Consider the following 26,935-nt stretch of genomic DNA (forward strand, 5'->3'; position numbering starts at 1 on the left):
AAAAAATAGCCTTCCATTTCCGGAAGGCTATTGTTACAGTTATCGTTTTAAGCTTACAAAGCAGCTAAAGTATCGATAATTTTATTTAGTGTTGCACTTGGACGCATTGCTTTATTAGCTAATTCGTCACATGGCATGAAATATCCACCAATATTCATTGGTTGTCCTTGTACTGAATTTAACTCTTCAATAATCTGAGCTTCGTTATCAGCAAGTTCTTTAGCAACTGTAGCAAATCGTGCCTGCAATTCTGCATTCTTAGTTTGCGCAGCAAGAGCTTCAGCCCAGTACATTGCTAAATAGAAATGAGAACCACGGTTATCCAACTCATTCACTTTACGTGATGGTGATTTGCTCTCAGCTAAGAATTTAGTTACACCAGCATCAAGTGTTTCAGCAAACAACTTAGCGTCTTCGTTACCAGTAGTTTGTGCTAAATGCTCTAAAGAAACACCCAAAGCAAGGAACTCACCTAAAGAATCCCAACGTAAGTGATTCTCTTTTTCGAACTGCTGAACATGCTTAGGAGCTGATCCACCTGCACCAGTCTCGAATAAACCACCACCATTCATCAATGGAACGATTGATAACATCTTAGAAGACGTACCCAGCTCAAGAATTGGGAAAAGGTCAGTTAAGTAGTCACGCAATACGTTACCAGTTACTGAGATAGTATCTTCACCTTTACGAATTCTCTCCAAAGAGAAAGCAATCGCATCAACCGGGCTCATAATACGAATATCAAGTCCGGTTGTATCGTGATCTGCAAGGTAAGTGTTTACTTTCTTAATCAACTGAGCATCATGAGCTCTGTTTTCGTCTAACCAGAAAATTGCCGGAGTTTGAGTCGCTTTAGCTCTGTTAACAGCTAATTTAACCCAATCCTGAATCGGTGCATCTTTAACTTGACACATTCTAAAGATATCACCTTCTTCAACAGCCTGTTCCATTACAACAGTTCCATCGAACTCAACAACACGAATTACACCTTCGCCCTGAGCCATGAAAGTCTTGTCATGAGAACCATACTCTTCAGCTTTTTGAGCCATCAAACCTACGTTTGATACAGATCCCATAGTTGCTACGTCGTATGCACCATTTTTCTTACAGTCATCGAAACAAACCTGGAACATTGTTGCATAACAACGGTCTGGAATTAACGCTTTTGTATCTTGTAATTCGCCAGCAGAATTCCACATCTTACCTCCATCACGAACAACAACCGGCATTGAAGCATCGATAATTACATTGTTAGGAACATGTAAGTTTGTGATTCCTTTGTCTGAATCAACCATTGCAATATCAGGACGAGTTGAGTAAACGGCCATAATATCCGCTTCGATTTCAGCTTTCTTATCTGCTGGTAAATTTTCAATCTTAGCGTAAAGATCGCCTAAGCCATTATTGAAGTTTACGCCCAACTCTTTGATAGTGTCAGCATGCTTCTTAATAGCTTCAGCATAGAATACCTCAACTGCATGTTTAAACATTACAGGATCAGAGATTTTCATCATCGTTGCTTTAAGGTGAAGTGACCATAGCAAGCCTTCTTCTTTTGCAGCTTCAATTTCTTTTGCATAGAAAGCACGTAAAGCTTTTACATTCATCACTGATGTATCAATTACTTCGCCTTCTAATAATGCCTGCTTTTCTTTTAAAACAGTAATAGCGCCATTATTATCAACATATTCGATTCTTACATCAGTTGCTTTAGGCATAGTCACAGACTTTTCACTTCCGTAGAAATCTTTCTCAGTCATGTGTGCAACGTGAGCCTTAGAATCAGCTGACCATTTACCCATGCGATGTGGGTTGTTCTGAGCGTATTTCTTAACTGAAGCAGCTGAACGACGATCAGAGTTCCCTTCACGTAAAACAGGGTTAACTGCAGAACCAAGAACCTTAGCAAAACGTGCTTGTAATGCTTTATCTTCTTCTGTAATTGCTTCCTCAGGATAATTAGGTAAATTGTAACCTTTAGCTTGCAATTCAGCGATTGCTGCCTTAAGCTGAGGAATTGATGCACTGATATTGGGCAACTTAATAATGTTAGCCTCTGGAGTTTTTGCTAACTCTCCCAATTCATTTAGATTGTCAGGAATTTTTTGATCTTCGGTCAAATTTTCCGGAAAGTTAGCGATAATTCTCCCAGCAAGAGAAATATCTTTGGTCTCAACTTCGATACCTGACGCCTCTACGAATGCCTTAATTATTGGCAATAGTGAATAAGTTGCAAGGGCCGGTGCTTCATCAATCTTTGTATAGATGATTTTTGATGTTGTTGCCATGTCAGTTGGTGTTTTGTGTAATTTTTAATTAAAAAATAAACTTGATTGTGTGTTTTTATTGTGAATTAAACAGCGTTTAATTCGAGGGTAAACATATGTATTTTTTTTATTTCAGAATATAAAAGTGCTTATTTTTTAACGATTTTTTTCTCTAATAAAAACAGCCTAAAAATCAACACAATACATACTTGAATACCGGGTGTATAATGTGACTTTTAGTCATTTTTAAGGCTTCAAAATCTTATTTATTCGAAATCGAGGGAAAATTTCTGCTTCAACTGCTCTAAAACCGGATTTTTCTCACACAAATATTTGAATTTATCGGTGTCAGTATACAATCTTTTTTTCGTTGCGGTCTCTGTTACTTCTGTAATAAAATTGATGGTCGAATTTTGTAATTCTCTTTTCAGATAATTGACCATTTCATTTTTAACGGCTAGAATATCATCCTCTTGAATTTGATTACTCACCTTTACAACCAGCTGTCCATCTTTTCTTATTTCAGCGTCACAATTGGCTACAGCTAAGCGAATTCGTTCACTTTTACCTCTAATAATTGTATATTCCTTCAACTTTTCAACAACTGTTTTAGCTGAATAAGGCTGATTCTGTGCCTCTTTATAATTAGCTGGAGATTCCTTTGATTTTAATTCTTGTTTGGGTGAAGTTTCTGGTCTGTTAGCAATACCCCGGCTCATAGCCGCCTTAATTGATATTGAGGATGGACTTACACTCGGCGAAATCGAAACTCTTTGTTGAGCTTGTGAGGAAGCAGGAGGAGTCGTTCGCTGCGCTTCTTGCTGAGGATGAACAGGAGCTTTATCTTTGGTTCCTGCAGTTTTGGGAGTTGAGGCACGTCCCTCAACTCGTATTTTCAAAAGTCGTCGGAAATTTTTCTTCAGACTAGCACCTTTTTTTTTTGATTCAATTATCTGGGACAATTGAATTAGAGTGAGCTCGATAAGTAGGCGCTGATTTTGACTGCTTTTATAATGTATGTCACATTCGTTAAGGATACCTAAAGCATCGTATAAAAAATCAACCTCGCATTTCTTTGACTGCTGGGTGTATTTTTCTTTAACACTATCACTAACCTCAAGCAATTGAAGGGTTGCAGCATCTTTCCCCACCAGTATATCTCTGATATGAGAACTCAAACCTGCGACAAAATGATGTCCATCGAATCCTTTTTCTACAATCTCATTAAATAGAATTAAAACATCAGTGACTTTTCCTTCAAGGAAAGCGTCCACCATCCTGAAATAGTAGTCGTAGTCCAAAACATTCAGGTTCTGAATCACATTCTCGAAAGTAATATCCTTACCTGAAAAACTAACAATCTGATCGAAGATTGATAAAGCGTCACGCATAGCACCGTCCGCCTTTTGTGCTATTACATTTAAGGCTTCTTCAGCAATACGGATATTTTCAGTTTCGGCAATATGTTTCAAATGACTCACCGCATCACCAACCTTTATACGACTAAAATCGAATATCTGGCAACGCGACAAAATTGTTGGGATAATTTTATGCTTTTCAGTTGTTGCCAATACAAAAATGGCATGTGCAGGTGGCTCCTCTAAAGTTTTTAGAAAAGCATTAAAAGCCTGCTGCGATAGCATATGAACCTCGTCGATAATATAAACGCTGTATTTCCCAATTTGCGGTGGGATACGCACCTGATCGATCAGGGTTCTAATATCATCTACTGAATTATTCGATGCAGCATCCAACTCATGTATATTATAAGAACGATTCTCGTTAAACGCCATACACGACTCGCAGGTATTGCAAGCCTCAAAATCAGATCCTACGTTTGAGCAATTAATGGTTTTGGCAAAAATACGGGCACAAGATGTCTTCCCTACTCCACGCGGACCACAAAACAAGTAGGCATGAGCCAAATGATTATTTTTTATGGCATTTTTTAGTGTAGTGGTGATTGACTGCTGCCCAACTACTGTTTGAAAGCTTGATGGGCGATATTTTCGAGCCGAAACGATAAAATTCTCCATACTGAGGTATAAACGAAACGATTAGTTCTTATTCTTAGTTTTTCAAGGAATTCAAAGATAAACATTCATCCCTAAAAAGCGATTATTTCCGAGCAAATTGTTTTCAATTAAAACAAATATTCGAGCCAACACTTTTTTTATTTTTAATTATCAATATCTATATTTTATCATTAAAATTCATTAAGTTTATTTAACACTTAAACTTGTAGTTAATCTTATAAACATCTAATCCTATGCAAAATAATGAAATTACCATTCACGATTGGTTGTTGTTGAAACCCTATAACGAGGAAGTCGTCAGTGACTCGTCCTATATTAATCTGGCTAATCAATTTAAAGATGTCCTGATGGAAGATCTTTACTTTACCGAAGATAACGCCATGCAAGAGGAAGATGCAATTGAATTTGCATGTATGCTGGCCTCTTTTGTTGAAGATATTGTTTCGGATACTCAAATTTACCAAACATTCAGACGCCAGCACAAAGAACTTTACGGGCATGCCGTTCCTTTTTCAAGCGAAGAGTATGACGAAGGTGGTTCTATCAATTCCTGTGATATTCAATTTTTAGTTTGGTATTACCTAAGTGTAAAACGACCTAATACCATTATATTTTTGAATAGCTTTTTTATTGCCGGTCTGATTGATCAACTCATAGATGTTCTCAACAATGAAAGTATCGATTATGAAGTGAATGAGGATCTGAAACAATATTATAGCTTACCCCATAAAGCTTGTCATATCAACTGTGTCAGAGATCTGATTGATAATATCCTGTTTCGGACTTACCTCTTTTATCCGGACGCATATAATCGTCTCGCAAATTTTGAAGAGATCATACTGGCCGAAGACTTTTCGGATATGAGTCCTGAGCATGCAGCAGACACCCAAAACGCTAATTTATTCGAAAATCGCTACCACTTTATATGGCACTATCGCACCCGTTTGCTTGCTTTAAATGGTAAAGAATGGGCTGCGAGCCTTATTGGCAAAGCGCATCCCTTATATCAGGATGTTTTAAATATCTCGAAAAGCATAAGGGCCGCTTTTATCTATAAAAGCGAGGATGAAAATGATCTCATCGTCGAGCATATTGCTTCAGGCAGACGATTTGAGATAACAAAGCAATCCATTACGCCCAAAATGAGCTTGACCCCAAACGAATCGATTCTTTTTCTGTCTATCAACCAGTGGCAAGGCAAATGGTGGAATAGCGGCATTGTTTTGTATAAAGATTTCGACGCCGATTTCATACTGGATGAAAAGGCATCAGAAGAAGAAAAACTGAAGCTCGCTTTTTTAGATCCTGCCACACAGCGCTTAGAAATTGAGGAACTTGAAAAGCAGAAGAAACACTTTATCTCTTTTAACAAGAATTCTCCAATTGCTTTTATGCCATCAAATGAGCTGTCTAAATTTGTATCTGATTTTGGGTGTTACTACCGGAAATGCGAGAATATAAAGCTACCCGAAGGCTCTGCTGATATAACGATTGAAATGGGATCGGACGAATTGGACGATTTAAATAAGAAATGGACAGAAGCTTTTGTTTTCGTTAATTCGCAACAGGGCATGGAGATTTCTTACAACTTTGTCGATATCATCCCTGACGAGAAGAACCCTTTCTACAAGGCTGAGAAGCTGAGAGACAAGTTTTGGGATGTCATTGTTTCTAAACATGCCTCAAAGGAGCTCACACAATACTACTTCGATCAGTACAAAGAGCAGCTAAGTGGCCTTTCTTCAGAATTCGATAAGGTATTCTATCCAAACCTGGATTTTCTAACACGTTTTTGGAAACACGACATCTATTTCAGCGAAACAGAATAGAGCGAATTCCATTCAGTTATGATTTTTACTTACAACTCGCCCCTCAGACCGAAAAACTTTCGGAATAAGGGGCTTTTTTATTCATTCAGGCCATACCTTGAGCTTATACATCGGTTACTTCTTTCCCATACAATCCAAACAAAGTTAAGATAATCGTGAGATTGAGATTCGTGGTTTATAAATAATCCCTTACTTCCCGAATATGAATAAAACCTCCATTGTTGTGATCTAACTTCATTATAAAAGTTGCATTTGCATTTGATGCTAATAAAGAACCAATGACTCCAAAAAACATTCCGGCAGCCACCACATCACCCGAATTTGCAGAAACGTTTGTTTTACCAACAAAATAAAAATCACCTTTTGATTTTTGTAATGGAAAATAGCCAAACTTTGTTGTAACGTAAGGCTTGCCATTATATACAATCGCATATATATCTTTAGGCTTAACTTTTATAATCTTATTCTCTGCGTTTGAAATTTTAACACGAGAAATTTTACCGTTTTTTTCCACCTCTACCTTTGCCTGTTTGTCGGGTTTCTGACAACTAAAAGATTGATAAGTATAATAAAGGCCTTCTGTATAGGTATCAGTATTATAAACCTTTATTTTACGTTTCTCGAGACTATCAATTTCCTGGATATCATTGAAAGTATAATAATCAGAATCAATAGATTCTTTTAAAAGGTTATTTGCAATAAAATCGGTTATCGTTTTACTTGCACTCTTAAATAAAGGCTTGGTTACATCCAATGATTTTATCAGAATTAAGGTATCTATTGATGCTAATTTCTGGTATTGATCATTATTTTGGGAATATAATTCTGCTTTTAAATAGCAATATCCTTTTTCACTCATTGCTCCTGTTACTTCAGCAAATGTAAGTTGTCTTAATTGGAATAATAATTCACCATTATTTGCCGTGGAATCTATTAATGACTCAATCACATTTTTCAACTGGATTGATAAAGGAACTTTAGCAATAACTTTGGCTTTTCTATTAAAAGCACCACGTTGTATAATCCCCATTTTTAAAGTATCAATCCTTGAATCGACAAAATCAAGTGAACTATAGCGACTCTCGTGTATTGTGTATTCTGGTAATGATATTTTAAAGTCTTTAGTCAGGTTTTGACAAAATAGGGTGTTTGCACCTAATCCAAAAAAAATAATAGCGCTTAAAATTATTTTATTCATATTGATTGTTAAATTATTATATCTCACTTTTCATCATTGCCCTCACGTTACCACACGATCAGACTTACCATATTCAATGCAACTGAGTTTAATTGTTTTCCAGTTGAATTAAAAGCTGCTTTTCGTTCATGTCTTTACAGCGATCAAAAAAGGAAACAACATTATTCCATTCTGATTTATCTAAGTGATTTGATTTTATTTCTTGTTCAAAACGCACTTTTGAATCCCCTGCTGTCGTATCAACGATACAATTCATTTTAAAGTTTTCATCTTCAAAATGGCTTGACAAGTTTTCCAGACCACTGAGTTTATAAGTTTCAGGAATTTTAATTTTAATCTCATGAGAAATGGTATTACTACCGTCGAAATGAATATCCAGATGTCTATCTTTCTCCAAATCTGCTTTATTAATTCCACGTTTTGAAAATTTACCTATCGATAAAAACAGATTCTCACCTGCCGAAACAAGAGGCTCACCTGTCTCCCACTTAAGTCTAAATTTCAAATCTTCATTCTCAAACCACCGACCTGATGAAATAAGCTCAAACTCCAATACTTTAGGTTGATTTATCCCAAAGAAATATTCCAATTGCTTTTCCATTTTTTTCAGTCTAAGCTTATCTCCTTCTTCCAATTGTATGGCTAATTTCTCTTGAAAATTTCGATAGGCATCCAAATCTTTCCTTTTACCTCTATCCTCTATATACTCGCCATATTCAGCAGATTTAAATTCTCGGTGATAAACGGCACGATTCAGAACAACTGAATCCCATTGCTGCTTGGCCAATCCTGAAATATTAAATTCAGATACAATTTCCAATTTTGAATTCTCATAATCAAGCGAAAGTTCAGATTGAATATCAATATCCACTTTTCCTCGCTTACCAAGTGGTATTTCAATTTCCTTTACATTGGGGTTTTCTGCCAGTATTGGAACAGCATAAGCCTTAACCCCTCTAAAATAATCTGAAATCAGGTTTGGAAACGAATTTAAATTCAGGTCAGTTATGAAAATTGGCTTGTCAGAACATTTTACATGTAACCCTACACGCAGTTCATCAATAAACAAGAGGTCAGATTCCTTAGCCAGAGATTTGGGAACCATAAACAGGATATCATGTTCAATCTCATAATATCTAAGCAAACGACTCATTGCTCCTACCAATTTGTTCATATTAAAGTTATACCATGAGCCACCATTTTGAGCTTCCATAAATAAAGGCTGTTGACACCAGAATTCACGTAAAAAGAAATAGGCATCGTTCACAATAAGCTCTGGTTTTACCATGGCTTTTTTTCCATACTTGTCTTTAATATATTTTTTCAATGACGAATAATAAACCCCATAACCCGGGTTTTGTATTGTTTTAGATAAACCTATTACCCCCTTTAAATTCACATCCGATTTTTTTTTCTGAAGGTCTCCCCAAAAATCGGCATAAGCTGGTACAGCTGTAAAAGCTGGCGCAGAATTAAACGCTTGAAATTTAATGCATGGCAGCTCGGCATAAGGATATGACCAGCCTTGAATCTCTAATTTATCTCTGTCCTGATCAATCATACGATAAGTAAAAACTCTTTTATCACCTCCCGTGCTGTCTTCCTGTAATTCCGGGGCTCCATTTACGGATTTACAGTTCAAGTAACATCTTCGGGCAAGTTCAACAGTAAGTTCCTGATGGACTATTGGGTAATTATCGTTAATGAAATAACGAATGGGATCAAAAACATAAAATGCATTCATCGCAAACTTTTTTTCAACACAATAGTAGAAGTCTATTATATCTCCCTTTTCCAAATTAGGAATCGCTATTTTATTATACCCAACTTGTGATCTTCGATGAGACACCTCCTCACGCACCTCTTCTGAATTATCAATCAGTTCTTCTCTTCCGTCTGGCTTAATCAATTTAATTCCATAGTAATACGACACAGAATTTGATAAGAAAATACTGTTATAGCCTCTGTTTTCTGTTTCTCCAAAAGTGAATTGAGAATAAGCAGTAACTGCATTATCATCCAGAACTTTTATTCTCTTATGCGTATGATATTTCTCCTCTAAAACAGAAATAATGGCTTGTTTCTTCACCCAATAATTAGTTTCCTTAGCCAGAATAACCGCAGACTCATTATCCCATTTGCCTGGAATGTCAGTCGCCTTCCATTTTTCTGTTGGATTGTCCCAAAATAGCTTTCGCAACTGAATTTCTCTTAAAGTGTCTTTTTGTCCAAAAGCATTACAGTAGCTAACAAGCAAGATTCCAACTAATAAAATTTTACGTACCATTTTTACAATTTTGTTTCAAACACTATTTTCTGACTTCTGTATTTTTTTTGTTGTTTCAATATATCCAATAAATTCGACAGCTCCTTAGTTGTGAAAATTCGATTGGGAATCTGTAATTGGGAAAAATAGCTTACTCTCCCATTACTACTATCAAAACCTGCTTTAAAAGAAACATCATTAAACTGAACCCTAATTGACTTTGGTAAGCTTTTCAGATGTAATGTATCAGGTATCTCAAAATCTACTTTCACATTCTCATTAATCGTTTCCTTAAAATACAATTTATTACATTTAAGTGTATCGATATAAGGATTAAAATAAGGTGTTAAATCAGAAATCCCTAAATAGACTTCATTACCAATTTTTAACAAGGCATTCGATTTTAAAACCCTTGATTGCATCACAAAATTCGTATCGCGATTAAATTTAATGGGTAAAGGGTGTATCGAATCAATCTCGCATTGAGCCTCATGATCAAACAAATTAACAATCGCCTTTTTCTGATCTTCTAATTTTACCGTGGACATAAACTGGAAAAATCGTCTTTGACTTTCACCCAGATACTCGAAACGCATTTCACCTTTAAGGCTTTTCTTTTTAAGCCCTAATTTCAAGTTATAATTTTTACGATTCGCCGGCATGCCATCTACTTCGATTGTATCGATTATAAACGATTGACCATCTTCAATTAAAACCTCTTTGGATTGAATTCGTTCTCCACAATCGCCTAAGCGAACATATCTCTCTGTCGCATCCATAAAGATTTTGTCCTCCTTATCAATCAAGGTGCAAATCATATGATTATCCACAGCAATTGATGATGTTGCGTAATTATAAGGTAAATCTCGTGTTCCCAACCAGCTTAAGCGTGCATCAAATCCAGCGGCATTTAACATGGCTTTTAACAGATTTGCCATCCCCTTACAATCGCCATATTTGTTTTTAAAAACCAAGTCAGCGCTCTGGGGCCTGAACCCATCTATCCCTTTCTCAAATGCAATATATCGGATATTATCCTGTACCCAATAAAATATAGAACGGATGCTATCCTGTTTACTGCTTTTATCTTTCAGAATTTCAGGAAGTACAGAGGCGAAACTTTTTGAATTCAGATCACTATTCCCCAACATTTCTTTGTACCATGCATAGAGATCTTGTGTTGTTTTTAAAATAGGTGTCCATTCTGTTTCCTCCAGTTGATATGCCTCAGCTGAAAAAAACAAATGAGGTATTTCATGCGGAGCCGAAGGTGAATAGTCACATTGAACCGGAGAAGAGATATGATCAAATTCATATCTGATGATCTGATGACCATCGACAGATACAGAATCTGACTTCTGAACTTGTGCCTGATCGAAGTTATAGTCGCGTATGTTTAATTTTAACCAAGTTGGTTTTATAAGATTAACACGTCTCTTTTTCACAAAAAACTGATTATCTGGAATCATTTCTCGTGTAAAAAAGCGGATGTCATCATAAACCGTCACAATCTTAAACTCAATAAATTGATCTTTTTCAGTCACATTCAGCGAAAAATGATAAAATTGACCATCCGTTTGAAAGATATCAGTATCCTTCTGATCCCCAATAACCGGTTTTACACGTCGATTCCCTTTTGATGATACAATTTTGTACTTCTGAAGAGCTTTGTGTGAATTCGTAAAATAGGTTCTGGTCAACTGTCTACCACACAAGGGAATTATTTTACACACATCGGTTTTAATCACCCTGGGCATCATCTGATTAGCCTGCTTTTCAAACTCAAAGGTGGTATTCCATTCACTTATTACAGCACTTTTATCGTCGTTCTCATTCAATATCTGATACCAGGATCTTATATCATTCTGTGCTTTAAGCACACAAACGATACTCAACAAACTTAGGGTCAAACAGATTTTCTTAATTACATTCATTTCTTATCAATTTCCTCACTTATATAAATTATTATGATATAAAATGCAAAAATATATATTAAAACTATTTGATTATGTAGAAAACTTAATTTATTAGCATTTATATTGATTTTGTTTAAAAAGATCAAGCTAAAACTGTTCCGGATTAAGATGAAAAACGATTAATCAACTCATGTAAATCATTCATCTCCACGATCAATGAATTTTCTTAATCCAATCACGATAAAGACTGGTAAATTGAATCCCACGCTGCCGCAGAATTAGGGGCATTCCCTCTTTATCTTGTTACAAGATAGCATTCTCATTCATAAAATTTATCCTTCATCCATTTTAAAGGATTGTTTTTGATGTAATTTCTTATACGACATAAGGATTCATCATTCCGTATAATATGATCGTAATAACGAGATTGCCATGCAAAATCGGCATGAATTTTTCTGGCATTTATCGTACATATTCGTTTGTATTGATTGATAATAACCCCTAATGATCCGGGTTGCCATGCATTTGATGCCATCCTTGTGGCAGATACGCCCAATGTAGAGACGCCCAAATTGGACGTCTCTACATAACGTTCATCATGACATTCATCATTGGGTTTGTTAATTATTACGATACCATGTACGTGGTTTGGCATAACCACAAATACGTCCAATTCAACAAACGGAAAATGGTTAGGGATTTCTGACCAATATTTGTGTGCCAGATGTCCAATATCAGACAATTGCATTTCCTCATTTACAATATCACCAAAATAATGTTTGCGACCATGGGTACAAATCGTTACAAAATACGCAGCATTCCATCCATAATCCCACCCTGGTAAACGAGCTGATGCAATACGGTATTTATTTTGATATTTCTCTGTCATGATAACTAAATGAGCTTCAGGCTTCCCTTGTTTCGGGATTAATTAAACCTATGCATTTTTTTGCCTTTGCAGAGTACCAGCTACAAGCAAAACGAAGTTGAGATCAGCGGGTAGCGTTATTTCTTAATTATACCTCCCTTATAGTTAATTTTATATCTATCGATACTAAACTCCTCACCCTCTACAGTTGAGTAATTTCTTCTCACTTCTATCAGATCTCCTTTTATAAATCCAGCTTCGTGATAGTACACATCAGACTGCCTCTCATATTTGGCTAACCGAACACTTTTAATCTCCTTTCCTTGATTATTAAATGTTGAAAAAAAGATAAGTTTAAGATTCCCATCCAATTCTAAACCAGGAAAAAAAACAAAGGAAATCACGCCATCGATTTCATCTGTTATGCGAAATCTTTTAATTTCATAGTAAGTTGCTTTCGTTTTAATATAGCTATAAACTGATTCATGCTCAGCTCGTCCAAATACAGGATTTTTTAAAGCGATAAGCTTTTTTGTCAGCTTCGGTTCAAATTTTTTTATATCCGGAGAATCTATTTTGAAGATATAATCGGTGTTTTTAGTTTTTTCAATTGACATTATTCGCTCTAAGTATTCTTTCTCTTGATCTGAGAGCCTGTCATTTGTATAGTTACGAGATTCTGCATACCAACTGGTATTGTTAAAATAGTCTCGTAAATCAGCAGATTTGAAACTATAGCCATGACGTGCAAAGACTTCATTTTTCAATAATCGGAGTTCAACAGCTGACATATTTATCAATTCCTGCTTTGTATGGAACACCGCACTTGTTTGAGCCATTGTTTTCACATTGCATAATCCCCAAAAAACAATAACGATTAAACTAATTTTATTCATGCTGATTGTTAAACTATTTTGTGTTACTTGTTGAAACAGAAATACTGCAGCTGACATTTCCTCCTGTGCTTACTCTTATTTCACCTCAATTCTAACCGGCTCTATCCGGATATGAGCTGGTAGTTTTTTAAACACATTTCGATTTATTTCAAATATGCCCTTACGCTTAAGCGTGGCTGTGTACTCGTTTTTGATTGTATATTTTCCGTTTGATACTTGTGAGCTACAGGATTGAATGTTGATTTTTAAAACATCGTTTTCTTTAAACTCTGTTGACAGTGAACCATTAGAATGACCTGTTATTTTGATGTTAATTCTTTCACCTACCCGACCTTCTTTGGGCATTTCGACATGAATGTACTCAACTGATTGCTCGACAACCTCAACAATAACTTCGTTGGAGGTCAGCTCCTTACCCATCAACGTAATTTTAAATGGACCAAGCTTGTTTTTGCCCAGCGATTTAGGACATACACTAACAAAGGTTCTGAAATTATTATCGTCTTGAAAATCTGCAAAAAAATTGTCCAGACCACACCCCTTAGCTTCTCCATTTCTTTTTAAAACATCACTTTCAATACCTTCTATGGCCAAACGGATGCGAAGACTTTCACCCAAATGAATTTTACTTTTTGAGGCACTGGCTTTCAGGCTCAGTTCTTCATGTGCACAAGCTGATAAAACAAGACAGACTGTTGCCACTATCAATACATTTAATTTATTCATCATTCTAAATCGTTCTTCTTAGGTTAATTACTTAAGTGATGTATGTTGCCCCCTTTAATTATATTTTAATCTCACAAGCCGTATTACTCTGCTTTTGCAAAGCACAAACAATAAACCTAACGAAGTGGAGATCAACGGAGGGATAACATCGTGCAACAATGCGACTATGCATGAACCCCTTATTGCCATTTTTTGAAGATAAATGCCGTAAATTGAGGTTGTATCAAGCTTTATGGATAACATAGCACCCGCTGTTGTAGGGCGTTTAAATTCATTTTTTTTCCTGTTTGATCAATGTAAAACCAGTTTTCGCTTTCCCATCTTTTATGCTCATCTTCTGGAATAATTCTACAATCATTCGAAACCTTTGCTTTGCCATTTTTAAAAGGAAACGCGCAATCGAATTGTGGGACTATTATAATTTCACCGTACTTGTTTGCATAACCAATTTTTCCATTTTTTTTGATTCTGAAAAGTCCCTCCGAAATAGGGTCAGGACCATTGTCAAACCAAAAGATTTCGAATAATTCCTGATCATTCTTGTCAATTGCTATTAACCCTCCTTGTTTCCGCAAAACTATCGCATAATTTCTAAGAGTATCTGTGTAACAATAGTGATATTTTCCAATTGGAATTATTGTATCACCAGCAATATTTACATATCCACTTTCAACGCCAACCTCGTCAAATTCTCCAACAAACACTTTTATTAAGTCGTCATTTTTTTGCTGTTGACCATACCCGCAAACAGAAACGAAAAATATTAATGCTATTAATATTAATCTGTAATGTCTTTTGTTCCTCATATTACTATAGGGGGAATTACACACAACAGCTCGGTTATGAATAGTTGCGTGATTTAGCACTTAACTTTGCAAGTACACACCAAACTGAAAATACGCTAGGATTTTCAGAAGTAGGCGATAACAAGCAATTACTTATAGCCGAGCCCTTGTATTTTAGTGCTCTTAAAATTTATTCCGATTTTACTACTGCATCTGCTTCAATTTCTACTAACCATTCAGGATTAATAAATCTTGTTACTTGCATAACGGTATCTACTGGTTTGATTTTCTTAAAATATTCGGCTCGCACTTTTATAACTTCTTCCCAATCTTCAATTCTGGTCAGCATAATGCGGGTTCTAACAACATCTTCTAATCCAGATCCTGCCCGTTCTAGAGCATCTTTAATTATTTCCAAACACCTACGAGTTTGAACGCCAGGATTACCAATACCAACAGTTTTTCCATCGGGTCCTACAGGAGCAGTTCCACCAACAGAAATATATGGACCTACTCTTACGGCTCGACTAAAACCGATTACATCTTCTAATGGATTTCCGTTTGAAATAAGTTCTCTTTTCATAAATTAGACATTTTTGATTAGTATCCGTCTTCAGTCAAGCATTAAACACAACGGTTCTGCCGTATGAAGTGGCCCCGCCATGCGTGTGGTATTTTCGCTTTCTTGTTTGTACTGCAGCTCACGCAGGAGCTGAACTTTCAAATCCCACCAAGCCAGAGCTATTTTACGATGGCTTGTTGCGCCGTTGTATATTTTATTCAATAATTTCTTTTCTGTACTCTATTTTTTTATTTGGGACATCGTAAATTTCCATAACAAACCCCTCTTGTTTATTATGATTTTCCTTCACAAATTTCTCAATTGCAGGGTACACTTTCATTAGTCCAAATAAGATTGAAAGTTTTCCTTTATTTGGAAATTCGGCTATTATATACTTTTTTTCAGGAAATGTTTTTACTTTAAAATCATTTTGTATTTGAGTCAATTTAGAACTATCCTTTTTCTCAATAACACAACCGATTTCAGAACGCAACTTACTTTTTTCCACTTCTTTGGGATTGTCATAATAAATTCCAAATCCTTTAAACGTTTCAATTTCATATTTATCGAGCAATGAATGATAAATTTCATCCATTAATTTTGCACTTTGAGCATAGTCACCAGTCATTTGTCTATATACAAGAATTTCTCCTCCTTGTTTTTCAATATGGCAATTTACTTTTTTAAAACCTCCATAATAAGCCCAAACAATTATGGTAATCATTAAAATAACCCCTACAATAATCAATATAATTTTCATTTTTTTTCTTTTTGAGAATAATATTAGTGTGTCATATCTATATGTGACACAACAGCTAAGCTATGCGTAGTATGCCTTGTGTTGCGCCTGCGACAAGGCATATTAGGTATGAACCATTGTTGTGTATTCGGTGCTACTTTATGATAACTTGTTGCGCTTTTGTTTTTATTGTCTAGATTCATAAGTTTCAATTCCTAATCTAGACTCAGTTATAAATTTCTTAGCTAATTCCTTACTATTAATTTGGCTAATAAATCTCACTCTGTCTTCTTCTGATTGATCACCCAGCCATATCCCAAATATTATATTTCTAGAAACTTCACTATGTTCAGTCTTTAGTTTACTTAGACAAGCACAGTATAATTTATTTAGTCTCTGAATAATCTTATTGTCAACAACTACTAATGCACTGTCAAAGTCATTATACTTGTCAATAATCAAATTTGATATTTCATTTAACTCCTGAAGTTTTTGGTCAACTTTATCCAATTCATCATTATTTATTTCGCAATTATAAACCCAATCGCAAGGAGACCATTTTAGTTCATGTTTCAAATCATCAACAGATACATTTGTGTAGGAGGAATTGTCTTTATATTCCTTGATAACTTTGTCTAGTCCTGAATATGTGTTTGCAGTAATTCCAGCATAACTATATTCACCCGAGGTAAAAATCCCAAAAGAGTATAATTCACCGTCTTTTATATCCTCAAGTAATGTATTGAATGCTTTTAATAAACCTTGGTATAGATTCTGGTTAAAAGAATTGTCATCGAAAATTTCATCAACCTTTTTATACTGCTTTTTTAAAAAGAACTTTCTAAACATGTTTTGTATTTACTTTAAATATAATATGAGTTTTCAAATGAAGCCCAACGTCGACTTTATTATTCACTCCATATCCCATTTTTGAATAATTGAAACCATTTTTCAATTTCATCATCAGATTTCAATTCTGTTTTCTTAAAAATTTCAGTCGCAAATTCAATTGGGGCAATTCCATTCGCTGTAATGATATTCTTGTCGGTCTCTGCTAATTTATTTTGGTAATTTTCTTGTCCTCCATACTCTGGAACAATAGCTTTTAAATAACTCAAATCGTTGCTTGTATGCTTCAGATTATCTAAAATCCCCAACTGTCCTAAATAAAAAGTTGCCCCACAAATTGCAGCAATTGTTTTCCCCTTTTCAAATAGTTCTGAAACCAGATTGTTGATCGTTGTTATTTCTCTTTTCTCCCAAGCTACTCCTCCCGGAAGAATTAACATCTCCACGTCTTCAATTTCCAATTCATTGAGTGATGTCGTTGGAATCACTTGTAAGCCACCCATTGAAGTTACTTCATTTCCAGTCTCCGAGAAATAAATCAAATCAAAACGTTCATCTTTAGCAATCTCCGGACCTAGATAAGCTATTTCCCAATCCGAATACCCATCAAATAGAAACACATATATTTTTTTTTTCATATTATTTCCTTTTTAAGTTTGTGTGCGGTCTTTTTTAGTTAATAAATAAAGTCCCGACTGTAGTTTTACTGTTAATAGTATTTGTCAATTCCCCCAAATCCTTTAATCAGTTTATTTTCTTTTGTTTTGTCGATAAAGTTGTTTAGACGCTTTTCAAATTCCTCTGGTCTTTTTCTTGCACTATCAATATATGCAATTCTAATTCGTTTATATGGCTCAGAAAAGGCTTGATAATTTTCCCAAACAATCTTATCTGACTCCAATTTCTTTAATATATATTCCGGAAAAACGAATTTTTGTTGAATTATTTGTAAAACTTCCTTCTCAATTGAGTTATGAATCAAATTGTTTTCAAAAAGCCATTTCAATCGTTCAATGTTTGGTTGTGAGAAGGTCGAGTTTTTTCTTCTCTTACAAAATCTCTGAATAGTAGTCTCTTCGTTTAGTGATTTAACAGTACTATCAATCCATCCAAAACAAAGGGCTTCTTCAACCGCATCATTATACAAGATTCGTTTTTTACCAGTCTTCTTAACAGGATACTCCAACCAAATAGCATCTTCTGTCTCAAAATTAGTTTCGAGCCACTTTCGCCATTCTTTTCTATCAATGAAATATTTGGTTGTTAGTTCGTTCATTATATTATTTCTTCTTTGAGTTTATGCACGGTCTTTTTTTAGCTGACACACAACGGATGGGCATGCTGCGAGAATCCGACCTTGCGGAGCCCACTATGCTCCGCTATTAGCACTCGTATTTTTATGTTTCAGTTAAACTCTTTTTATGTTTCTTGATTTTCTTCATCGCCCAATCATAATGACTGGAAGTAGCAGAAACGCAATAACTTCCTAAACTCGTTGTTCCAGTCCAGCGGAAATACTTTTTTGTAAATAATTCCTTGTCCGAAAATGAGTCAATTAATTTCATTGCTTCAGCGTGACTTTTCTCCAAATCTTTCACGGATTTGTCAAATGGCGTTTTTTGATGCTTTTCCCAAAATTCAATGTTCATTTGCGGATAAGTTTTCCAGTTATAGGGTTCTGGTAAAAAACTCATTTCTTTTCCGGATTGATTTAAGTCAACCCAGTTTAATAAAAGTTGATGCCATTCATATAAATGCACTAAAATGTCTCGAATATTTTTATCTCTGTCCTCAAAGTCAAATGTTTTGTCTTGCTCTTCCTTTGTCATAGAACTAATCAGAGTGAATAATTTTTCAAAATTCAGTTTACTCGCCTCTTTCAATTGTTCTTTTGTCCTTGGTCTAGCCATTATTTCGTTTTTTTGAATTATTCTATTTCACTAAATCCAATACAGCTTGCAGCATTCTTTTATATGAGTACTAAGCAGTCTTGCTAAGTTGCTTGGGCGATTTCGAAGCACTTCCCTATCAAACCGTTGCTATTTTTATTAAATGTACTCATGATAAATTTACCACAACACGCCGCATTACTTATGACACATTGTTAGGTTTTCGTGCTTTATTCTTTTGGTTCAACATCAGGTTCAGTGGGGTTGTATTTCTCACCCTTCTCCCAAGCTTCTGCAATTTTTTCATAGTTGGGAAAGTCTTTTGTCAATTCCATAGTCCAGTTTTCAATAAATTTAGGATTATTACTATTAGGTCTTGGACTTGCCGTATTCATTCTAGCCTGAACAGGTGTCCTTACTGCATCACCCATAATTACAACATGTTGTTGTGGTAAAATTGGTAATTGTTGTAAAATATCCTCATTCGCAGCAGAAACTAATTGTCTAACGTACTTTTGGTCTTCTGGATTTTGAAGTCTATGAATAATAAAAGAGTTGCATTGCGATAATACTGTTTTTGACAATTCGGAAGGTCGTTGACTAGAAACAAGTAAAGAAATACCATATTTACGACCTTCTCGTGCAATTCTCTCAAATACTTTTTTAGCTATTGATTCTCTATCTCCTCTATTCTTCTCTGGAATGTAATTTTGTGCTTCTTCCAAGGCTATTACCATTGGAAGTTTACCTCTATCATTTTCGGGAAAACGAGAAACAAAGTCTAAAATAAGTCGACCTATTAAACCCGTGATTGTTTCTAAAACTTCATAAGGCAATAAAGACATGTCAATAATTGTTATCTGACTTGGCTTATTTGCAGCGAGTTTTTCAATTTCTTCTTTACCTAATTGTTTCTTATAAAAATCAGTAAATAAGTCTGTTTCTTCAGTTTTATATATTTTACAAAAATCACCTAGAATGAAAGAAATAAATTTTGCTAGAATATTAGGAATCTCCTCTTTCTGATTTAATAATAATGGTTGTGAAATTCTTTCATCACCTAAATATGACTGCAATCTCAATCTAAGAGTTGATACAAATTCCCTAAGCCTATTTCCTGAATTTTCTTGTTCACTTATTGCCTCATCAAAGAATCTTTCCAATAGACCTTGAAAATTAAAATAGATAGGCAGATCAATATTGCGTTCTTTTGTTATTTCAATCTTGTTAGCAGAGGAATAATACAACGACAATTCCCTTCTTAATATCTCTGAACTTTCCGTTAATACTGCAGAACTTACATTTCCATTTACATATTGACCAGGCTTAGATAGCTTATCCTTTTCTTTTAAAAGTTCCCTCAATGCACTCAATAAATTCGTTTTATCAAAGTCAGTATCTAAAGCTGCTAATTCAATTCCGAAGTTATCTAACCCATCATAAATTGTATTTTTTATTTTAAAATCATTCTCTTCACATTCATGAAGTATAGTTGTCAACCTTGCAATAAAAACTTGTGGTATTAGCTTTTGATTTAATGCTTGTGTTTGATTTTTTGCCAATCCAAGGGCATGTTTAAAAACTGGGGCTTGTGTACCTGAGGTTGGTTCAAATAGGTAATCAAAGTCAGCAAAGTTCATAAACCAAAAGGGAACTTTCATTCCATCTTTATCTATATGAAATGGATTGACTAGTTCGAGATTCTTATATGGAGCTTCTTTCGTTCCTTGAAATGCTTGTTTGTATTCTCCATTTGTATCAAATATAATGACATGTGCATTTTGTAGCTTCTTCCCATCGTAATCAAAGTCGAATATGCTCTGAATGATAGATGCAAACGTGCAAGATTTTCCTGAACCGGTATTACCAAGTATTGCAGCATGCTTGCCGAAAAATTTATCCGGATTTATCTTGATTTTATAATCAGAAAATGAAGGTGATGTTCCTATGGGTAAATAATAATCATCTTCAAAATTTATTCCCTCTGTGTCTTTCTTTCTCTTTTGGTCAAAGATATTATCCAAGTCTTGACTTGTTACATACCAAACAGGATTGTCTAGAATAGGATAATTGTAAACACCTTGAATATATTTACCACTATTCTCAATTGTACCAATCATAGTTGCCACCAAGTATCTTGCAGATTTGGTTAAAAATATTGCCTCCTTGTTTTTTGCAATTTCAGTTTCATCAATTGCTCTAACACTCGTAACCATTGCTACAATTTTATCCGACCCAATTGGAATAATTACGTAAGAATTAATTCTAGCAACTTCAAAAATATCTTCATAGCCACTTTTATATAAGCTCTTTAAATTATCATCTAGTCGTATGTATGCTCTGAAACTATCAACAGATATCACCTTTCCAATGCTTCTTTCACTCATTATTCTGTGTCTTTAGTAGGTTCCGTATTAGAAGCTTTATTTCTCAAAAGCTCGTTCAAAGTATTTGCAACATTTTCGTTATTGTCAATATTGTTGAAATTAGGCATAAGAGTGTCTGCAAAAGTCAGGAAGTCACCAAAAAACTCTCCTTCAAGTATTATTATTCTTGGATCATTAAGTTCTTTCAGGTTAAGAATGTAGTCGTTTCGTGTACCTTGAAAGTCAATTACAATAAGAGTGAAAGTAGGGTTTGATAATGCCTGATAGATAATATCGTTAAAATGGTCGTCACCAAATGAATATCCAACCGTAACGAGCACCGATTGAGATTGAGTTATGGTTGAAGCAAATTGTCTAAATAGTTCAGAGTATGGAAGGTCAAGTGTGTACGACTTCTTTACAGCAGTGGGATAGATAATAATTTCTCCCTTTTTCTTTAGAGATTCTATTAATTCTAGCGATTTCTCTTCAATACCATATAGATTGTTTGCATCCCTTGATTCAGAGTTAATCCAAGATAATGAACCATGTAATTTATAATACCGTACTACTTTTTCGATTCTTTGAACTTTACCCGAAGTGGTAGAACCTGGGTAAAAAATGTCATATTCAAATGTTTCTGGTTTAAATAACCTTTTATGAAATCCTGAAAAACCATCTATATAATGAACCCCTAGTTTATCAAAAGCGTATTCAAAAGCTAAATCATAATTAGCTGTAAAAATATTTGCTCGCCTCAAATTCAAAGGTCTTTGAAGAAGAGCCTTTAAGAATTTTTCATGAAAGATATATTTGCTTCTTGATTCAAGTAGTTCACCTTGTGCTATTTCTTTTGGGAACTGGCTTGCTTTTTTTCTGTCGATTATTGTTTGAGAAACTGGTCTGTTTTCCAAATTACATACATTAAATAACCCTTCCTTAATCGCAGTAATTAATTCAGCATACTTATCAGTTCTTACTTTACTTTTATCTTCATTAAAAACAAAGTCCGTAGCGATTAAGAAATTTAAAACCTTTTCATATTCAATAGCTATTTCCTTTGATTCAATATCTCGGACAATATCATCTACAATTTCAAATTTCCATTTTCTTTTATCTTCAAAGATTTTAGTGTCATCAATTAGATTCTCCTTTCCGTATTTTAATAATTCACCTTGAAGTTGTTTAATCACAAAAACGAAATGAGAAAATATTCCAGTTCCTTCAGGATCTTGTTCTTTTATGTAACCCTCTACTTCTAAAGGAAAATTTCTGATTGCCACTGCCCCCAAATGAATTGACGTACCCGAACCAAACAAAAAACTAACATTGTCTAATTCAAGGTAATTTTTAAGCATTAACTTGATTTTGTCAATGATTTTACCTTGGTCTAAACCTTCAGCTGTCCAATCAGCTAACTTATCTGTACTTCCAAAGAGAACTTTATTTTTTACTGGGTCAAAATGTGTCATTCAGTTTCATTTAATTAATTGGTTAGCTTTTTTTGGCATGAAGCACAACGTTTGACAATATGAAACGGTTGGGTTTGCGGAGTGCGTTCATATCCACCAAGGTAAACGATGGAGCGAGAACTGAAGCTTCGCAAGCCCCTGAACCCCAACTGTTTTATATTGTGTTGTACAACGTGTTTAATCAAATTTTGGAATCGTCTTAATACCAATTCCATTGCAAGAAGGACAAATTGATTCCGTATCATATCGTATATATTTGTGACCTGTTCCTTGACAATAAGCACATTCATCATGATTGGAAGGTACTTCTAGTTTTCCAGCACCTTCACATATCTGACATATTGTTTCTGTATCTGTTCTAGCATATTTTCGTCCAGTTCCTTTACAATAAGCGCAAGCTATAACCATAATTATTGTTTTTTATTAAATTTAAAACTATCTCCACTTTTACTAAATGAGCTTGGTGAGTCTCTTTTTTCAAATGAATTACTATATAAACTTTTTTGGAATGCCAATCGTTTATTGTCGAGCTTATACAACCCGTTTTCTAATATGTATACTTTATTCTCAAAATTGATTTTTTTTCTTAGATTCTTTTCAAAGCAATTCGAACATTTTATTAAAGAATCACTTTTATCCTTGATATAGTAGTGAGTATCTTTATTACAAACTCCGCAAAATAAAGCAATGTCATTATATGGAACTGTCTTTTTAACTCCTGATGTTAAATCTGTTTCGATTATATCGGAAATCATACCTGCAAATAATTCTTTTGCAGCCCCTCCAGGTAACAGGCTACTGGCAAGGTCAAAAAGAAAGACTGCTCCAGCATTTTTCGCTTTCGACACAGTATATTTGACAACACTACCAACAATGCCAATTATTGGTGATATTATTGGGTCGACTAGACTGACTATTGCCATTAATATATTAGACCACCAGCTCATATTCAGTATTTATTACATGTTATACAACGGTCACTTGTATGTGGTCGGGCTGGATTTCTGAGAGAAATCGTGTCAGACCTCTAAAACCCCCGCCTGACATATACAATTTGTTGTGTGTTCGTGCTTTATTAAATTCCATCATTCAAAAATTTAAATCAAACTCTTTTCTTTCAAAATCAAAATCCTTAGCCTTACCTTCATATCCATTTTTTACTCTCGTGACAATTGATTTTAATCTTTCGTCTGAGATAATGGGAAATGGTTGTTGGTTAACCTTCCAAATTATAGAGAACATCTCACTGACGGGTCTATAAAATGGTTCGGGGTTGCTGCTTATTAAAGCTTGATTCTCTTTGTAAAAACGATATAACTCGATGATAATTCTTTCGTCAATAAAAACAATATTCCCTTTCCACCTGAATCTCTTTGACAGTCTATTGTAAAAGTTTTGGTAGGTAGTAAGATTCATATTTTGAGAAATAATTGCATAAGTTTTAAGTCCTCCATAAAACTTAACTTTATCATTTTTATTCAACGTGTTAATGTAAAATCTATGTTTAGCTTTATCGTCATTAAGCTCGTATCCATTTTCCAATACACTGAATTTACAATCCCATGCAAAACAAAATTTACTTCTAGATTTGCTATGTGGATTTATTACAACAATACCATCTGGGGCTTTAACTCCAGTCATCTTTCCACCTAGTCTGTCTCCAATAATGAACAACTCTTGTAGGATATTATAAGTGTCAGTTTCAAAATCCATTTCTCCATAACTATTTGCCCTTGTGATTATTCTATTATAGGATTCATAACCTTTCTTTAATATCCTTTGATACCATTCATGATTCTGTTTTTCTATGAATTGTATAAATCTTTCTTCTACGTTAACAGAATCTTCCATTTCTGTTAAAAACGTTGATAAGTCTAAACAAGAAAAACCAGCATTTATAATTGGTTGTATTAATGATTCTTTAAACCTAGAAAGTATTATCAATAGGGGACTCGCAGACCTTTTGAAGTAATTTACTAAATCTGTCGATGGAGATGCACTGCAGATATAGATTGTGATTGATTTATTCTCATAATAGATATCAATTAGCGCATACTTTTTCCTATTAATCTGTTTTTCGTAAGTTTTTACAGCAAAAATTTTAATTTTCTTCAGTTCGTTAAAGACGACCTTCTTTATTCCTTTCTCATCGAGATTTATGTCGATATGCTTTCCTTCAATAATTAAATCACTACCACATTTCGGACATTCTTTATCAACCCAGGTTATCTGTCTGCAAGTATCGTTCTCGCACCGCCTCTTTGCACAATTAATTGGTTTTAAGATAATCTTGCTTTTCACTAATGCAGTGAGTTCATTCTCAATTATCTCAGGTATATTATTTGACTCAATTGTTTTTTTGTTTAATAACGTATTTATAATTCTAGTTCTATCAATCTCTGCGTTTGCATTATTCAGGTAACTTTTAAATTCAATATTAAACGAAGCAATGAACGCTTTTTGAAAGTTTTCTAAATCTATTTTAGGTTTGTTTGAATCTGAAAGTATAAGTTTGCATTGTCCCCATTTATTTAATACAATATTTACTTTGTATTCTAAACCGTTATAATTGAATTTCAGGTATTTAAATTCAGAAATATCATTTAGTACCAAATGTCCTTGTTCTTTTAAAATGACAATTTGTTCCAAAACCTTATGTTTTGTATCTGGGTCGTGGAGGTCTATTCCAACATTTAAATTTGTTTTGCGAAAACCAACATCTGTTAAAATAATTTCTTTTCCCAACTCATCAGTAAATATATTACCAGATTTTTGTAATATCGTATCAAAGAATGAAGTTGGTGTATAAGTTGAAGAACTGTGTTTAAAGTAAAGTCTTTTTGTTCCCTTTAAAGAAATATAGTCTCTTAAATTGTATGCAATTTCTTTACTTCTCGTTTTGACATTTAGGAATTCATTCTTCTTATCAAGAACTAAGTAGAAATATTGACCTCTAATTACCCTCTTATTATTAGGTATAGCTGAAATGATGTCATCGCCAGTCTTTTTTAGGAAACTAAAATACCATTTGTCATTTGCATCAAATGCGTGTCTCAAGTGATAAACAGTTTGTTGTTTATCACGACTTTTTAAAAATCGTCTTGATTTATCTAGAATTTTCCTAAACTCTTCAAAATTTTGTTCTTCATCACCTGTTAGGTTAAATGTAAAATGATTATCCCCAAGTTTATCAGCACTATAGACTAAAAACAAATCTGCTAATCTACTTTTTTTATGTAGTTTAATAGATTCAATTATTACGCGTTCTCTATTAGTTTTATCCTTAATTGGAGGAATCTTCAATATTCTTGCATACGCTTTAGGATTGTTTAGTGAAAATCGAATAATGCAAAATAATTCAATTGCGGTTTCAACATTATCACTAAAGATTTTAATAATTGGTGTCTTGGGCTTTTTATATTGAATATTATAAAGTTCCAAGATTTCTTTTAATCCTGATTCGCTTATTTCTTTTTTGATTTTTCTTTCAAATTCACTTTTATACTTTCCCTCCCAGTTATCCCAAAAAGAATCAACATTGATGTGTAAGTTATTCCAATAGTCTCTTGTTTCTGTTGAAATAAATTTTCTTTTATCAGATTTTGCTGGCATTGCTTATATTTTTTGAAAGTTTAAGTTTGTTGTTCTTTAGCATGGCACACAACTTGTTTATGTGTTCATAAAACCTGTCAGTTATTTCCGATTATAGGACCTGTTGTGCAGGTTTATGGTCTTTTATTATTTTTCAAAATAATAGAGCCTATCAAATTTATAAAAATAAGATATCAAACAATAAATTAGGATATCGTAAAACCTCAGGCATACATAAAATAGAATAGGTCTACATAATTATGATGCTTCGACAGCATCTCGGCAAGCTCGATATAACAGCTCAGCAACCTAACTTCGACAGCACCTCGACAAGCTCGGTGACCACATCTCGACAACCATATTTTCGACACACATCGCCAAGCGCTAAAGAGAAACTCTTACTAAGCTGTACATGAAGCCCCTTCAGGGGTTTGGGGTTAATTTTTAAAGAGAATGCACCACCCCGTCGAGTAAACTCGCCACCCCTCCTCTCCTTCGACGGGCTCAGGAAGCGGGAGGGGAAACTGTTAGTTAAATCAAATCTTATTATTTCTGGACTTGCAACAAAAATGTGGACAATAAGTTAAGTCATGCCGCTCTCTTGTCATTATTTAATAGCCTTCCATATTCTAAAGGAGATAAATAATTTAAAGAAGAATGTCTTCTACATGTATTGTACC

Annotated in this window: 20 protein-coding genes; 1 reads left to right on the plus strand and 19 read right to left on the minus strand. The window is 34.4% G+C overall.

What is annotated here, in order from left to right:
- Positions 1-53: 53 nt before the first annotated feature.
- Both EO244_RS15235 and EO244_RS15240 read right to left on the minus strand, forming a co-directional pair.
- Complete coding sequence (locus EO244_RS15235) at positions 54-2,288, minus strand: NADP-dependent isocitrate dehydrogenase (RefSeq protein WP_129255550.1); 2,235 nt, start codon at positions 2,286-2,288, stop codon at positions 54-56.
- Between the two features lie 245 nt (positions 2,289-2,533).
- On the minus strand, positions 2,534-4,303 hold the full coding sequence (locus tag EO244_RS15240; RefSeq protein ID WP_129255551.1) for a DNA polymerase III subunit gamma/tau: 1,770 nt from the start codon (positions 4,301-4,303) through the stop codon (positions 2,534-2,536).
- Positions 4,304-4,536: 233 nt separating this feature from the next.
- Between EO244_RS15240 and EO244_RS15245 the strand changes: the two genes are divergently transcribed.
- Positions 4,537-6,132, plus strand: coding sequence for a DUF3843 family protein (locus EO244_RS15245; RefSeq protein ID WP_129255552.1), 1,596 nt, complete (start codon positions 4,537-4,539; stop codon positions 6,130-6,132).
- Between the two features lie 175 nt (positions 6,133-6,307).
- Here EO244_RS15245 and EO244_RS15250 read toward each other — a convergent pair whose 3' ends face one another.
- The 17 genes from EO244_RS15250 to EO244_RS15330 all read right to left on the minus strand — a co-directional run bounded on the left by EO244_RS15250 (position 6,308) and on the right by EO244_RS15330 (position 26,276).
- Entirely contained in the window at positions 6,308-7,330 is a 1,023-nt protein-coding gene (locus EO244_RS15250) for a hypothetical protein (RefSeq protein ID WP_129255553.1), read from the minus strand.
- An 88-nt stretch (positions 7,331-7,418) separates the two neighbouring features.
- Positions 7,419-9,617: a DUF3857 domain-containing protein gene (locus EO244_RS15255; protein ID WP_129255554.1), complete on the minus strand. Its 2,199-nt coding sequence runs from the start codon at positions 9,615-9,617 to the stop codon at positions 7,419-7,421.
- A gap of 2 nt (positions 9,618-9,619) precedes the next feature.
- On the minus strand, positions 9,620-11,530 hold the full coding sequence (locus EO244_RS15260) for a transglutaminase-like domain-containing protein (RefSeq protein ID WP_129255555.1): 1,911 nt from the start codon (positions 11,528-11,530) through the stop codon (positions 9,620-9,622).
- Between the two features lie 301 nt (positions 11,531-11,831).
- The gene (locus tag EO244_RS15265; protein ID WP_129255556.1) at positions 11,832-12,401 is read right to left on the minus strand and encodes a transposase; all 570 of its coding nucleotides are present in this window, start codon (positions 12,399-12,401) and stop codon (positions 11,832-11,834) included.
- A gap of 116 nt (positions 12,402-12,517) precedes the next feature.
- Positions 12,518-13,276, minus strand: coding sequence for a YARHG domain-containing protein (locus tag EO244_RS15270; protein WP_164977512.1), 759 nt, complete (start codon positions 13,274-13,276; stop codon positions 12,518-12,520).
- A 75-nt stretch (positions 13,277-13,351) separates the two neighbouring features.
- Entirely contained in the window at positions 13,352-14,005 is a 654-nt protein-coding gene (locus tag EO244_RS15275) for a BatD family protein (RefSeq protein WP_129255558.1), read from the minus strand.
- 227 nt (positions 14,006-14,232) lie between these two features.
- Positions 14,233-14,808, minus strand: a complete 576-nt coding sequence (locus tag EO244_RS15280) for a WG repeat-containing protein (protein WP_129255559.1) — start codon at positions 14,806-14,808, stop codon at positions 14,233-14,235.
- Between the two features lie 169 nt (positions 14,809-14,977).
- Positions 14,978-15,370 carry a RidA family protein gene (locus EO244_RS15285; RefSeq protein ID WP_129255560.1) on the minus strand — a complete coding sequence of 131 codons (393 nt, stop codon included), beginning with the start codon at positions 15,368-15,370 and terminating at the stop codon, positions 14,978-14,980.
- Between the two features lie 193 nt (positions 15,371-15,563).
- Positions 15,564-16,109: a GyrI-like domain-containing protein gene (locus EO244_RS15290; protein ID WP_129255561.1), complete on the minus strand. Its 546-nt coding sequence runs from the start codon at positions 16,107-16,109 to the stop codon at positions 15,564-15,566.
- Positions 16,110-16,274: 165 nt separating this feature from the next.
- Positions 16,275-16,937, minus strand: coding sequence for a DUF4303 domain-containing protein (locus EO244_RS15295; protein WP_129255562.1), 663 nt, complete (start codon positions 16,935-16,937; stop codon positions 16,275-16,277).
- Positions 16,938-16,996: 59 nt separating this feature from the next.
- Positions 16,997-17,575, minus strand: coding sequence for a type 1 glutamine amidotransferase family protein (locus EO244_RS15300; protein ID WP_129255563.1), 579 nt, complete (start codon positions 17,573-17,575; stop codon positions 16,997-16,999).
- 71 nt (positions 17,576-17,646) lie between these two features.
- On the minus strand, positions 17,647-18,213 hold the full coding sequence (locus EO244_RS15305; RefSeq protein ID WP_129255564.1) for a YdeI/OmpD-associated family protein: 567 nt from the start codon (positions 18,211-18,213) through the stop codon (positions 17,647-17,649).
- A 121-nt stretch (positions 18,214-18,334) separates the two neighbouring features.
- Positions 18,335-18,847: a ClbS/DfsB family four-helix bundle protein gene (locus EO244_RS15310; RefSeq protein ID WP_129255565.1), complete on the minus strand. Its 513-nt coding sequence runs from the start codon at positions 18,845-18,847 to the stop codon at positions 18,335-18,337.
- Positions 18,848-19,056: 209 nt separating this feature from the next.
- Entirely contained in the window at positions 19,057-21,213 is a 2,157-nt protein-coding gene (locus EO244_RS15315; protein WP_129255566.1) for an ATP-binding protein, read from the minus strand.
- A complete protein-coding gene (locus tag EO244_RS15320; RefSeq protein ID WP_129255567.1) occupies positions 21,213-22,664 on the minus strand; it encodes an SIR2 family protein in 1,452 nt (483 codons plus the stop codon). The genes EO244_RS15315 and EO244_RS15320 overlap by 1 nt, the downstream gene beginning before the upstream one ends.
- A 410-nt stretch (positions 22,665-23,074) precedes the next feature.
- Positions 23,075-23,611 carry a hypothetical protein gene (locus tag EO244_RS15325; RefSeq protein ID WP_129255568.1) on the minus strand — a complete coding sequence of 179 codons (537 nt, stop codon included), beginning with the start codon at positions 23,609-23,611 and terminating at the stop codon, positions 23,075-23,077.
- 142 nt (positions 23,612-23,753) lie between these two features.
- A complete protein-coding gene (locus EO244_RS15330) occupies positions 23,754-26,276 on the minus strand; it encodes a hypothetical protein (protein WP_129255569.1) in 2,523 nt (840 codons plus the stop codon).
- Between the last annotated feature and the right edge of the window lie 659 nt (positions 26,277-26,935).

Origin of the sequence: Ancylomarina salipaludis (assembly GCF_004122035.1) — a bacterium.
In the GTDB taxonomy this organism is placed as follows: domain Bacteria; phylum Bacteroidota; class Bacteroidia; order Bacteroidales; family Marinifilaceae; genus Ancylomarina; species Ancylomarina salipaludis.

Excerpts from the sequence above, each read along its gene's own strand:
- EO244_RS15235 (WP_129255550.1), bottom strand. The coding sequence starts at position 2,288 with ATGGCAACAACATCAAAAATCATCTATACAAAGATTGATGAAGCACCG.
- EO244_RS15240 (WP_129255551.1), bottom strand. The coding sequence starts at position 4,303 with ATGGAGAATTTTATCGTTTCGGCTCGAAAATATCGCCCATCAAGCTTT.
- EO244_RS15245 (WP_129255552.1), top strand. The coding sequence starts at position 4,537 with ATGCAAAATAATGAAATTACCATTCACGATTGGTTGTTGTTGAAACCC.
- EO244_RS15250 (WP_129255553.1), bottom strand. The coding sequence starts at position 7,330 with ATGAATAAAATAATTTTAAGCGCTATTATTTTTTTTGGATTAGGTGCA.
- EO244_RS15255 (WP_129255554.1), bottom strand. The coding sequence starts at position 9,617 with ATGGTACGTAAAATTTTATTAGTTGGAATCTTGCTTGTTAGCTACTGT.
- EO244_RS15260 (WP_129255555.1), bottom strand. The coding sequence starts at position 11,530 with ATGAATGTAATTAAGAAAATCTGTTTGACCCTAAGTTTGTTGAGTATC.
- EO244_RS15265 (WP_129255556.1), bottom strand. The coding sequence starts at position 12,401 with ATGACAGAGAAATATCAAAATAAATACCGTATTGCATCAGCTCGTTTA.
- EO244_RS15270 (WP_164977512.1), bottom strand. The coding sequence starts at position 13,276 with ATGAATAAAATTAGTTTAATCGTTATTGTTTTTTGGGGATTATGCAAT.
- EO244_RS15275 (WP_129255558.1), bottom strand. The coding sequence starts at position 14,005 with ATGATGAATAAATTAAATGTATTGATAGTGGCAACAGTCTGTCTTGTT.
- EO244_RS15280 (WP_129255559.1), bottom strand. The coding sequence starts at position 14,808 with ATGAGGAACAAAAGACATTACAGATTAATATTAATAGCATTAATATTT.
- EO244_RS15285 (WP_129255560.1), bottom strand. The coding sequence starts at position 15,370 with ATGAAAAGAGAACTTATTTCAAACGGAAATCCATTAGAAGATGTAATC.
- EO244_RS15290 (WP_129255561.1), bottom strand. The coding sequence starts at position 16,109 with ATGAAAATTATATTGATTATTGTAGGGGTTATTTTAATGATTACCATA.
- EO244_RS15295 (WP_129255562.1), bottom strand. The coding sequence starts at position 16,937 with ATGTTTAGAAAGTTCTTTTTAAAAAAGCAGTATAAAAAGGTTGATGAA.
- EO244_RS15300 (WP_129255563.1), bottom strand. The coding sequence starts at position 17,575 with ATGAAAAAAAAAATATATGTGTTTCTATTTGATGGGTATTCGGATTGG.
- EO244_RS15305 (WP_129255564.1), bottom strand. The coding sequence starts at position 18,213 with ATGAACGAACTAACAACCAAATATTTCATTGATAGAAAAGAATGGCGA.
- EO244_RS15310 (WP_129255565.1), bottom strand. The coding sequence starts at position 18,847 with ATGGCTAGACCAAGGACAAAAGAACAATTGAAAGAGGCGAGTAAACTG.
- EO244_RS15315 (WP_129255566.1), bottom strand. The coding sequence starts at position 21,213 with ATGAGTGAAAGAAGCATTGGAAAGGTGATATCTGTTGATAGTTTCAGA.
- EO244_RS15320 (WP_129255567.1), bottom strand. The coding sequence starts at position 22,664 with ATGACACATTTTGACCCAGTAAAAAATAAAGTTCTCTTTGGAAGTACA.
- EO244_RS15325 (WP_129255568.1), bottom strand. The coding sequence starts at position 23,611 with ATGAGCTGGTGGTCTAATATATTAATGGCAATAGTCAGTCTAGTCGAC.
- EO244_RS15330 (WP_129255569.1), bottom strand. The coding sequence starts at position 26,276 with ATGCCAGCAAAATCTGATAAAAGAAAATTTATTTCAACAGAAACAAGA.